Below are 11224 nucleotides of genomic sequence, written 5' to 3' on the forward strand. Positions count from 1 at the left end.
AGGAGAGAACATGGAAACACATGGATTAAGTCAGTTTATAACCGGTTTCATTCACGACCGCTGCCAGCTCAAACTGGAAGCCTTCAACAAAGCTGCTGAGAAGCAATTATCCGCTGCCAGTGCGCATGAGAAAGCCGCGCTTGAACAACAGCTATTTGAACAACGCCGTGAGCTGGAAAAGAAGTATGACGTCCGTACCTGGCTGACCGATGCCGCCGCGCGCGCGGGGCAAATCAGTCTGGTCACGCACGCGGTAAAGTATTTTCATGGCGATGCGAAAGGCAGCAGCTTTTACAGCACGGTGAAAAGCGAGGGGGCGGTGTATCTCTCAACGTCAACATTACACTCTCCTGCCGTGGATGCTGTCGGGAATTCGGCTGCACTGGACGTCGCAAAACTCCTGCAAACCGGGCATGAAGGTGATTCTCTGCTCGACAGCCTCAAACGGGGCGACTATTGCGCACTGAAATCGCTGGCGGAAAATGAAGCACAATGTGATCAGTGGGTTAGCGGTTTTATGCAGGCATTGTCGGATAAAACTCTCTCTTCGCACCCGCTTGCCAAACAGCTGTATTTCCCCGTTTCTGGTGAGGCCGGTTACCATCTGCTCAGCCCGCTTTATTCTTCTTCACTGGCGCACGCGTTGCATAAACGCATTAGCCATTCCCGTTACAACGAGGAATCGGTGGCTGCACGTAAGGCATGTCGCGAAAAGGTCTGGAGTCCCGGGCTTGTGCAGTTCTTCCCTGATCTTGCTGTGCAAAATATCGGTGGCACCAAACCGCAAAATATCTCTTATCTGAACAGCGCCCGTGGCGGTAAAAATCATTTACTGCGCTCTGCGCCGCCGCAGTGGCAGCAAACCCTTACGCCACCTGTTTCACATAAAACTTTTCTGAAGGCTGTTTCGCCTAAAGTCAGCCGGGTGGTAGCCGATCTGCGTCGTTATCTGCACAGCGTTTATAACCTCGAAAATACGAGGGAAATCCGCCAGCGACGCGCCGAATACGTGGATGAACTGATTGGTATAATCTTCAGCTATGCCGCTGAAATTCAGTCACTGACAGATCTTCAGGGCTGGAGTCAGGCCGAAGATTGCGTTCTGAAAGCGGCGCACCAGCTCTGGCTCGATCCGTTGCGTCAGCATAGCGACCCTGATTTTAAACTCCGGCGCGAAGCCGGTGAGTGGATAAGTGACATTGCTGAGGATTTTGCCCACTGGCTGAATACCCGTCTGAATCAGGATGAAAAGCTCAGTACCGGTGCCGACGAATTCCGCGAATGGTCGGTGTTAATGCGCAGGCGTCTGCGGGAATTTGATGCCGCTCAGCAGGAGAACTGGCAATGAGTTATCTGATTGTTCTGCCACACATTCAGGTTGAGAACGCCAACGCGATTTCCGGCCTGACCTACGGTTTTCCGGCGATCACGCATTTTCTGGGCTTTACCCATGCGCTTTCGCGAAACGTCCAGCGGAGTCACGGACTGAGCTTCAACGGCTGCGGCGTGGTGTGCCATAAGCATCAGGTTCAGGCGCATCGTGCCAGCGAGCGCGGCGACTATTATTTTTCGCTGACGCGGATCCCGCTGACCAAAGAAGCGAAAACCGCACCCTTCAATGAAGAAGGGCGGATGCACATGACCGTCACGCTGTTCATTGAATGTGAAGGCAGCATTTTGCATGGTGATGCGGGAGCCAGAGAACTGGAGCAACATCTGCAATCGTTGTGCGTCACTCAGCGGTTGGCGGGCGGTACGGTGACATCCATGAAACCGGTGCGGGTCATGACGTTGCCACAAAATGGCGATGAGTTACAAAACATCACCCGTCGTGAAATGTATCGCGCATTACCGGGTTTCGCGCTGGTTGACCGCTCTGAACTGCTGGCGCAGCACGTTGCGGAACGCCGGGCGCAGGATCCTCAGGTCGAAATGATCGACGCCTGGCTGGATTTCTCAACGATTACTTACCGTGCCGGACAGCAGGAAGAGGGTTCTGCGCAATGGCAATACCAGCCGAAACCCGCGAAAGGTTATCTGGTGCCGCTGATGGTGGGATTTACCCCCATTTCGCCGTTATATGCCGCCGGTGATGTTGCCAGAACCCGTGATACCACGTCGCCATTCCGTTTTGTCGAAGCCGCCTATGGCGTCGGCGAATGGCGCAGTCCGCACCGGGTTACGGACATTCATCAGCTCATCTGGCGCTATTCGGTCAGCACTGAACACTATATCTGTAGCCACGCAAAACCGCTGCAGGAAGCCGACTTAACTGAACAAGATCACTCCGATTTCTAATCATTGAAACAAGGAAAGCACAATGACCAAAACGACTGTTACGACCGCCTCGGTTCTGGCTTTTGAACGCAAACTGGCGAACTCGGATGCACAGATGTTTGCCGGGAACTGGCATGAAATTAATGAACCGGCAAAATGGGTGCCTGTGGAAGTCAAAGAAAAGGCTGTGCGGGGCACAATCTCCAATCGTATGAAAACCGGTTCAACGACGGACCCCGCCAAACTGGACGCGGAAATTCAGAAACCTAACCTGCAACGCGTGGATGTCGCCGCGCTACCCTTTAATGCCGATACGCTAAAACTCCGGTTCACCCTGCGCGTATTAGGCAATCTTTCTTCTCCCTCGGTGTGTAACGATCAGGTTTATCAGGCGGCGATGGCAGCCGTGATTGACGGATATCGTACCGAACAGGGGTTCGGCACGCTGGCGGCGCGATATGCAGAAAACCTCGCTAACGGTCGTTTTCTCTGGCGTAACCGAATTGGTGCAGAAGATATCGCCGTACACGTTACGCACAATAATCGCTGCTGGGTGTTCAGGGCAGATGACTACAGTTTGCGCGAGTTCGGTCAGCCAGCAGGAGACCTGGCACAACTGGCCGCTGTGATTGAAGAAGGGTTGAGCGGCAATGCTTCTGTGCTGCTTACCGTTGAAGCCTTTGTGCGGCTCGGTGAGGGGCAGGAGGTGTTTCCTTCGCAGGAACTGGTGCTGGACGCCAGCCGTGACAATAAGAAAAGTAAAATTCTCTATCAGACCGGCGGTGTCGCGGCCCTGCATTCGCAGAAAATTGGCAATGCGCTGCGCACCATTGATGACTGGTATCCGCAGGCATCTGAACTGGAACTCGGACCGATAGCCGTCGAGCCTTATGGTTCGGTGACCAGCAAAGGCAAAGCCTGTCGCCAGCCCGGTCAGAAAATGGATTTCTACACCTTGCTGGATAACTGGGTGACAAAAGACAAAAAACCGGATGCCGTGCAGCAACATTACGTGATGGCGACGCTGATACGCGGCGGCGTATTTGGTGCCAAAGGCGAGTAAGGGGCACACATGGAAAGTTATCAGGAAATCCGCGTTCTTCCCGATCCGGAATTTGGTACTGAACTGCTGATGGCCGCGTTGTTTGCTAAATTACACCGCGCGCTCGGGCAACATGCAGCAGGGAAGATTGGCGTCAGTTTTCCGCATTACGCTAAGAAGCCGGGAAATGTCATCCGTCTGCACAGTACTACGGCGATGCTGAACGTGTTGAGCCAGACGTCATGGTTAAAAGGGCTGAATGATCATGTGGATATCACCGAAATTCGTGATGTTCCGGCGGGGGCGAAACACTGCTGCTTTAGTCGCGTACAGGTAAAAAGCAGCGCGGAAAGGTTACGCCGTCGTTCAGTGAAAAAAGGTTGGTTAAGCGAAGAGGAAGCCCCCGTACATATTCCCGAGAGCAAATCACAAACGACACAACTGCCGTTTATTCAGGTGAAAAGTCTCTCGACCGGCGAATCATTCAGATTGTTTATCCGGCGTGGAGTGTTGCAGCCTGACCCTGTGGAAGGGGCGTTTGGGGCATACGGATTAAGTGCGGTGGCGACCGTACCCTGGTTTTAAGCTTAAGCGCAAGTTTAAGGTCAAGATCGTGGGCTCACTGGCCCGGAGACCTGCAATCACGCGGGCATCCGGGTGCCACGCTGTTTCAGACTTCTTTCCAGAAACGTTTTCCGCCATTTTGTTGGTGTGGTTCCCAGCCGCTGGCGGAAGTGATGGCGCAGGGTTTCCGGTGAGCCAAATCCTGCCTGTTCTGCGACACGGTCAATACTCAGACTGCCGTTTTCCAGCAGGGCACAGGCTTTCTCCAGCCTGACACCCAGCATCCATTCGCCCGGCGTGGTGCCGGTTGCATCATGGAAACGTCGTAAAAAGGTGCGGCGGCTCATCCCTGCTTGTGTGGCGAGTTGCTCAATGACCAGCGGCGTATTGAGATGGCTGCGCAAATCATCCAGCAAAGGGGCGAGCGTTCTGGTCTGATAGCGCGGCACCGGTTGCTGAATAAGTTGCGCCTGATTGCCCTCGCGCAGCGGCGGTGTCACCATCCGGCGCGCCGTGCGGTTTGCGACTTCAATCCCGTAATCGCGGCGGATCAGATGCAGACACAAGTCAACGCCCGCCGCACCCCCGGCGGAGGTGATGATGCTGCCTTCATCGACGTAAATCATACCGTGCTCAACCTGAACCTCAGGGAACCTTTGTGCCAGTACGTCGGTGCTGTTCCAGTGCGCGGTGGCGCGTTTGCCGTTGAGCAAACCGGCAGCGCCGAGCACAAAGCTGCCCGCGCAGATCGATACAATCCGCGAGCCGCTATTGTGTGCATTTTGCAACGCTTCAATAAGCTGCGCCGGTGCCGGTTCGTGAATGCTTCGCCAGCCGGGGATGACAATCGTGCCCGCACCTTCGAGCAGTTCCAGCCCGCCATCGACCACCAGCCGGACACCGCCCTGTGCGCCAAAGCTTCCTTCTTCAACGGATGCGACGGACAACTCATACAATGGTTCGCCGGTTAGTTCATCGGCGCGGCCAAACGCCTCGACCGCTGTTCCAAATTCAAACGTGCATAAGCATTCGTAGGCGAGCAAAACCAGCCGCCGGTTTTGCGGCGCAGAAACGCGTGTTGCTTCGATTTTTTGCATAACAGGTCACCATCAGTTTGGCATGATCTTGACGATACATGGCATGCCCGCTGATTTCCACTGCGCCGCCAATCTTCCATGCTGAACGCCTCTCAACGTTTGCAGGATTTACGCATGAAAAACACATTGGCACTGATGGCTGTGTGCCTCGCGGCTCTGATGTCAGGGCTGGAAATCTCCAGCGTACCGGTTATCTCGCCGGTTCTTGAAGCACAGCTGCACGCCAGCTTCCGCGAACTTCAGTGGATCATGAACGCGTACACGCTGGCCTGCACAACCGTGCTGATGGCAACCGGCACGCTGGCCGACCGTTTCGGACGCAAACGCGTTTTCATCATCAGTATCGCCGCGTTCGGGCTGACATCGCTGATGTGCGGATTATCCGGCAGCGCCGCGTGGCTGATTGCCGGACGTTTCCTTCAGGGGCTGAGCGGCGGCGCGATGCTGACGTGTCTCATCGCCATTCTTTCCACACAATTTCCGCAGGGCAAGGCGCGCAGCCAGGCATTCGCCGCGTGGGGAATTACCTTCGGTTTCGGGCTGGGGTTCGGGCCGATTATCGGCGCGCTTCTGGTGGCGTGGCTGAGCTGGCAGTGGGTATTTCTGGTGCATTGTTTTATCGCGGTGATCACGCTGGTTCTGGCGCTGAATAACGTGGTGGAATCCCGCGACGGGCAGGTCAAAAAACTCGATCTCGGCGGATTGCTGACGCTGTCGGTGACAGTGATGGGCGCAACGTATTTGATTACGCAGGGCAGCAGTCTGGGCTGGGAAAGCACGCTGGCGCGAAGCATTATTGCGGTAACGGCGCTGAGTGCGGTGCTGTTTGTCTGGACGGAGAAACGTCATCCGCACCCGATGTTTGATTTTTCGGTGTTCCGCATCCGGCCATTTTCCGGCGCGCTGATGGGGTCTGTGGGCATGAACTTCAGCTTCTGGCCGCTGATGATTTATCTGCCGGTTTATTACCAGAGCGGGCTGGGTTACAGCAGCGTTGCAACCGGGCTGGCGCTTCTTGCTTACACCTTACCGACGTTGCTGATGCCGCCGCTGGGTGAAAAGCTGACCGCCAGATTCGGTGCAGCACGGCTGATCCCACTGGGTTTATTCACTATCGGCGCGGGGTTTATGCTGATGAATATCGCCGTCATAACGCACACCAGCCTGCTGCCGGGCGCACTGATTGCCGGTGCCGCGCTGGGCCTGACCAATACGCCGGTGACCAACACGACAACCGGTTCCGTCCCCGGCGACCGCGCAGGAATGGCGTCGGGCATTGATATCAGCGCGCGGCTTATCACGCTGGCAATCAACATCGCGCTGATGGGAAGCCTGCTGGTTACGGGCATCGCCGCCAGCCTGAAAGCATTGTTGCCCGCCGGAGAAAATTTACCGGCAATCGCCGAACACATCGCCGGTGGCAGCGAAGTTTCGCTGGCTGGCGGTATAGCGGCACAGGCACTGACAGAAGGTTTTTCGGGCGTCTTGCTGTACGGAGCGATTGGCGTGTGGATCCTGGCGCTGATGAGTTACTTATTGTTTAACGTGAGAGGGCGGGGCAAGACCGCATCCTGCGAGCCTTACTGACGTTCAAAACCCGCGTTGCAGACTGTGCAGCGCATCTTTGCGTAATGTCTTCCATTTGCTTGAAAAACAATCATTTTCTCTGCGCATCTTTTTACCCATTATGGCGTGATAGCCCTGCAGAAGGGGCTTTACGGATAAAGACGTGAGGCAAAATAATAATTTGATTAAGTACGACAACCGGCGTACATTGAGGCCACATGAGTTTCAGAGAGATCAAATGGAAGGTGATCGAATGTTTAAAGAACGGAAATATTGAATTTGAGGCAAGGCGCGAGATTCATCTTAAGAATTTGTGGAGCACGGGTGACATCACGCCCTTTGAAGTCGCTGCGATGATCGGCAGGGCATCCGGGGATAATCATCAGGTTCGCCCGTACCATTACGACAGCAGCATTGATGTCCACATTATCACTGTCATGAGTGCCGGAATTCACTGGTACATAAAATGGTATTTCACAGATCCAACCAGCGTTTTTATCAGCGTTCATCATTAAGGAAAATTATGATTATTTATAAAGTCGGGGATGAGAAAAAGGCGGTGTGTAGCGTCTGTGAGGCCTTACGAACCGTAAGTTATCAGCTGCGCGATGTGCCGTTTGATGATGGCAGTGGTAGGGTGAAAAATATCATCGCGGGCGTCTGTAAAACCTGCGATAACGTCGCGGTGATCCCTTTTCAGTCTGTGCCCGCCATCAGAAAGCAGTTGCAGATACAGCGCAAAGCTGTGGAAAGTCGTGTGCCTGCGCACATGATTGACCTGCTCAATCTGGCGAGTGCCGAACTCGGTGCAACGCCTGATTTCGTCCCGTTGCTGCTCAAGTATTACATTCATCAGCTGGCATCAAATCCGCAAGCGGCCAGGCGTCTGGTGACGTTGCTGACGTCAGAACTGGCGACCGGTCTGGCCAATAAACGCCTTTCCCTGAAGGGGCGTGAAATTGGCAATGATATTGATAAACTTAAAACCCTTTCCCAAATCGATAACACCACCGAATTACTCAAAGGCGTAGTATTGACCATCTACAACGACCTTCTGGTGAACCCTGACGCGAAACGCATTGCGCTGTTAAAGAGTTTTGTCGCCACCGTTGCCTGACCCCCCTGACTCCTCCAAAAAAATCTGATCCTCATCACATAAAGTTCCCGCACTTTCTGCCGATAACTGTTCCAGATAAATCCCATTTAAAAAGGAACAACATGTTTAACCGTATGAAAGTGGTCACGGGTATCGTGATCTTACTGGTGGTCTTCGGTGCTTTACAGTTGGTATCCGGCGGCCTGTTCTTTAAATCCTTAAAGACAGACAAAGACAACTTCACCACTTCGCAGGAGATCCGTTTACAACAGGCGGAATTCAACGCCAGCTGGATTTACCTGCTGCAAACCCGCAACACGCTTAACCGCGCAGGTATCCGTTTCATGCTTGACGCTAATCAGATGGGCAGCGGTGCGACGGTTAAGGAACTCATTGATACCGCGACGAAAGATCTGCAAATCGCCGATCAGCATTTTGCCAATTATCAAAAAATTCCTGTCGATGCCAGCCAGAACCCGGAATACGCGGCAGACGCTAAAAAGCAATATCAGGTTCTGCACGACGCGCTTTCTGAACTGATCGAACTGATTGGTCTGGGCCGTATCAATGATTTCTTCGAACAACCTACGCAGCAGTATCAGGACAACTTCGAAAAAGCCTTCGTCACGTATATCGATCAGAACGATCGCCTGTACAACGACGCCGTTCAGATCAGTGATAACTCCTTCACCCACGCCTTGTGGATGCTGGGCACCGTGCTGGCTGTGCTGATTATTTTCATGGTTCTGGCCTGGTTGGGCGTGCAGAAAATTCTGGTCCATCCGCTGAAAAATATTGTCGAGACCATCCGCAAAATTGCAACCGGTGACCTGACGCACGAAATAGTCGTGAAAAGCCGTAATGAAATCGGCCAGCTTGCCGATAGTCTCAAGTACATGCAGGACGAATTGATTCGCACCGTATCTGGCGTGCGTCACGGCGCCGATGCCATTTACAGCGGAGCGAGCGAAATTTCTGCCGGTAACAGCGATTTGTCTTCGCGCACCGAGCAACAGGCGTCCGCGCTGGAAGAAACCGCCGCCAGCATGGAACAGCTGACCGCCACGGTGAAACAGAATGCCGAAAACGCCCGTCAGGCCAGCCAGCTGGCACTGAGCGCGTCTGAAACCGCTCAAAAGGGTGGGAAAGTGGTGGCAAACGTGGTCGATACCATGAATGACATCGCCAGCAGCTCGAAGAAAATCACCGACATTACCGGTGTAATCGACGGGATTGCGTTCCAGACCAACATTCTGGCGCTGAACGCCGCCGTAGAAGCCGCGCGCGCAGGTGAGCAGGGCCGCGGGTTCGCGGTTGTGGCCGGTGAAGTTCGTACGCTGGCGCAACGCAGCGCGCAGGCAGCAAAAGAAATTAAAGGGCTGATAGATGATTCTGTCAGCCGTATTAATACCGGTTCAGTGCTGGCTGAAAGTGCCGGTGAAACCATGCACGACATGGTGAACGCCGTTACGCGTGTGACCGACATTATGGGCGAAATCACCTCGGCTTCTGATGAACAGAGCCGCGGCATTGAGCAGGTCGCACAAGCTATCACTGAAATGGATCGGGTGACGCAGCAGAACGCCTCACTGGTTGAAGAATCCGCGTCCGCTTCGGCGGCCCTGGAAGAGCAGGCAAGCCTGCTGACGCAATCTGTAGCGGTGTTTACGCTGAGCCAGACCGCAAATAACAGCGTGCGCCAGAACCCGGGCACTTCGGCAAGACTGCCTCTGTTGACTCCGAACCTTTCAGGTTCTAAAGCCGGTTCAGGTGGAGCGCAAAGTACAGATTTAACCGAAAACTGGGAAACCTTCTGAGTCACGTACATCGCATAATTATATAAGAAAGAGGGTGACGGTCAGGGCTGTCACCCAACGAGGTTATCCATGTTTAAGCACATCCGTGTGTCCACCTGCATGTTTTTGTTATTGTTAGTTTTTTTCGTTATGCAACTGGTCAGTAGCGGTTTATCGCTGCAAGCTGCCCACACGGATAAGTTGAATTTTGAGCAGATATCCAACACCGCTGAACAGCGTGATGCGCTCAGCCAGACCTGGTCATATTTGCTGCAAACCCGTAATACCCTGAACCGCGCGGCGACGCGTCTGGCGCTGAAACAGCCGCAGGATACCGTAACACAGCTGATGGGTGACGCTAAAAACAGCCTGAAAAGTGCTGAAGATTCTTACGCTGTTTTCCTGGCTCTGCCGCGCAGAACTGAAAAAGCCGCTGAACTGACGACCGTGAATAAAGCCAGCTACGAAGCGCTGCACGGTATGTTGCAGGTTCTGATTGATTCGTTATCGCGCGGCGACATGGACGGATTCCTCGCCAGCCCGACGCAGAAATATCAGGATTTGTTCCAGAAAGAAGTGGGTAATTACACCGCTTATGTGGGCGGACGTTTCCAGCAGGCGCAAACGCAAACTGCGGATTCTTATCAGAGCGTGATGATCAACACCACCATCGTTACCGTGCTGTTGCTGGTACTGACGGCGCTGGCGCTGGTCGTAACCCGTCGCATTCTGTTCACTCCGCTGACTATCATGCGCGGCCATTTTGACCGTATCGGTGCCGGGGATATTTCCGCGCCAATTACGGTGGAAGGGCGCTACGAAATTAAAGTGATGCTCGAAAGCCTGCAACAGATGCAGCAGTCGCTGGCCGAAACCGTCCGCACCGTGCGCCATGGCGCTGACACGATGTTCTCCGGCCTGAAAGGCATTGCAGCCGGTAACACAGATTTGTCTTCACGCACCGAGCAACAGGCTTCGGCGCTGGAAGAAACCGCGGCCAGCATGGAAGAGCTGACCGCGACCGTGAAACAAAACGCCGAGAACGCCCGTCAGGCCACACAGCTGGCGCGTGATGCATCCAATACCGCAGAAAAAGGCGGCGAACTGACCGGCAACGTGGTGAGAACCATGAATGATATCGCCGGAAGCTCTAAGAAAATCAGCGCAATCACCAGCGTGATTGACGGCATCGCTTTCCAGACCAACATTCTGGCGCTGAACGCCGCAGTCGAAGCGGCGCGTGCCGGTGAGCAGGGTCGCGGATTTGCGGTCGTGGCCGGTGAAGTTCGCAGTCTGGCACAGCGCAGTGCGCAGGCCGCCAAAGAAATTAAGGCGCTGATTGATGAATCTGTCAGCCGCGTCAGTCAGGGGTCTGTTCTGGTGGAATCCGCCGGTAACACGATGGATGACATCGTGCGCGCCGTGACCCGCGTTACCGACATCATGGGCGAAATCGCCTCGGCGTCAGACGAACAAAGCCGCGGAATCGAGCAGGTTTCGATTGCCGTGACACAAATGGATCAGGTGACTCAGCAAAACGCCGCGCTGGTTCAGCAGGCTGCTGCTTCCACGCACGCGCTTGAAATTGAATCTGAGAATCTGACCCGCGCAGTATCGGTGTTCCGCCTCGCCACCGCCGGGGGCGTGTTGCAACGCCGCAGTGGCCAGTCGCAGGCCTTTACACCACGCCAGGTGGCTCAACCCACGTTACTTCCGGCTACCGCGCGAGCGGGTTCGGCAGATAACTGGGAAACCTTCTGACAGGCTAATTTGGATGAAGCGTCAA

General features: G+C 54.4%; 10 protein-coding genes. 9 read left to right on the forward strand and 1 reads right to left on the reverse strand.

Annotation, left to right across the window (positions count from 1 at the left end; genetic code table 11):
• Positions 1 to 10 precede the first annotated feature (10 nt).
• Genes csy1 through cas6f form a run of 4 tightly spaced genes read left to right on the forward strand, consistent with a single transcriptional unit; the run spans position 11 to position 3904 of the window.
• Positions 11 to 1348 (forward strand): type I-F CRISPR-associated protein Csy1, encoded by a 1338-nt coding sequence (gene csy1, locus GW579_RS01170; RefSeq protein WP_165057048.1) that lies wholly within the window; start codon positions 11 to 13, stop codon positions 1346 to 1348.
• Positions 1345 to 2298: a type I-F CRISPR-associated protein Csy2 gene (csy2, locus tag GW579_RS01175; protein WP_165057050.1), complete on the forward strand. Its 954-nt coding sequence runs from the start codon at positions 1345 to 1347 to the stop codon at positions 2296 to 2298. The genes csy1 and csy2 overlap by 4 nt, the downstream gene beginning before the upstream one ends.
• A gap of 22 nt (positions 2299 to 2320) precedes the next feature.
• A complete protein-coding gene (csy3, locus tag GW579_RS01180) occupies positions 2321 to 3340 on the forward strand; it encodes a type I-F CRISPR-associated protein Csy3 (RefSeq protein WP_165057052.1) in 1020 nt (339 codons plus the stop codon).
• 9 nt (positions 3341 to 3349) lie between these two features.
• Positions 3350 to 3904, forward strand: coding sequence for a type I-F CRISPR-associated endoribonuclease Cas6/Csy4 (gene cas6f / locus GW579_RS01185; protein WP_165057054.1), 555 nt, complete (start codon positions 3350 to 3352; stop codon positions 3902 to 3904).
• Positions 3905 to 3960: 56 nt separating this feature from the next.
• On the opposite strand, the gene GW579_RS01190 is transcribed toward cas6f, so the two are convergent.
• Complete coding sequence (locus GW579_RS01190) at positions 3961 to 4980, reverse strand: helix-turn-helix domain-containing protein (RefSeq protein WP_165057055.1); 1020 nt, start codon at positions 4978 to 4980, stop codon at positions 3961 to 3963.
• Between the two features lie 114 nt (positions 4981 to 5094).
• Between GW579_RS01190 and GW579_RS01195 the strand changes: the two genes are divergently transcribed.
• From GW579_RS01195 to GW579_RS01215, 5 genes are all read left to right on the forward strand, one after another.
• Positions 5095 to 6567 (forward strand): MFS transporter, encoded by a 1473-nt coding sequence (locus GW579_RS01195; protein WP_165057057.1) that lies wholly within the window; start codon positions 5095 to 5097, stop codon positions 6565 to 6567.
• A 197-nt stretch (positions 6568 to 6764) separates the two neighbouring features.
• Positions 6765 to 7061, forward strand: coding sequence for a hypothetical protein (locus GW579_RS01200; RefSeq protein WP_165057059.1), 297 nt, complete (start codon positions 6765 to 6767; stop codon positions 7059 to 7061).
• An 8-nt stretch (positions 7062 to 7069) separates the two neighbouring features.
• Positions 7070 to 7663: a hypothetical protein gene (locus tag GW579_RS01205; protein WP_165057061.1), complete on the forward strand. Its 594-nt coding sequence runs from the start codon at positions 7070 to 7072 to the stop codon at positions 7661 to 7663.
• A gap of 101 nt (positions 7664 to 7764) precedes the next feature.
• Positions 7765 to 9459 (forward strand): methyl-accepting chemotaxis protein, encoded by a 1695-nt coding sequence (locus tag GW579_RS01210; protein ID WP_152325859.1) that lies wholly within the window; start codon positions 7765 to 7767, stop codon positions 9457 to 9459.
• A 69-nt stretch (positions 9460 to 9528) separates the two neighbouring features.
• Entirely contained in the window at positions 9529 to 11199 is a 1671-nt protein-coding gene (locus GW579_RS01215) for a methyl-accepting chemotaxis protein (RefSeq protein WP_165057063.1), read from the forward strand.
• Positions 11200 to 11224 lie beyond the last annotated feature (25 nt).

Origin of the sequence: Rahnella contaminans, assembly GCF_011065485.1 — a bacterium.
Lineage (GTDB): Bacteria > Pseudomonadota > Gammaproteobacteria > Enterobacterales > Enterobacteriaceae > Rahnella > Rahnella contaminans.

Coding starts and splice junctions, on each gene's coding strand:
- csy1 (WP_165057048.1), top strand. CDS start 11: ATGGAAACACATGGATTAAGTCAGTTTATAACCGGTTTCATTCACGAC.
- csy2 (WP_165057050.1), top strand. CDS start 1,345: ATGAGTTATCTGATTGTTCTGCCACACATTCAGGTTGAGAACGCCAAC.
- csy3 (WP_165057052.1), top strand. CDS start 2,321: ATGACCAAAACGACTGTTACGACCGCCTCGGTTCTGGCTTTTGAACGC.
- cas6f (WP_165057054.1), top strand. CDS start 3,350: ATGGAAAGTTATCAGGAAATCCGCGTTCTTCCCGATCCGGAATTTGGT.
- GW579_RS01190 (WP_165057055.1), bottom strand. CDS start 4,980: ATGCAAAAAATCGAAGCAACACGCGTTTCTGCGCCGCAAAACCGGCGG.
- GW579_RS01195 (WP_165057057.1), top strand. CDS start 5,095: ATGAAAAACACATTGGCACTGATGGCTGTGTGCCTCGCGGCTCTGATG.
- GW579_RS01200 (WP_165057059.1), top strand. CDS start 6,765: ATGAGTTTCAGAGAGATCAAATGGAAGGTGATCGAATGTTTAAAGAAC.
- GW579_RS01205 (WP_165057061.1), top strand. CDS start 7,070: ATGATTATTTATAAAGTCGGGGATGAGAAAAAGGCGGTGTGTAGCGTC.
- GW579_RS01210 (WP_152325859.1), top strand. CDS start 7,765: ATGTTTAACCGTATGAAAGTGGTCACGGGTATCGTGATCTTACTGGTG.
- GW579_RS01215 (WP_165057063.1), top strand. CDS start 9,529: ATGTTTAAGCACATCCGTGTGTCCACCTGCATGTTTTTGTTATTGTTA.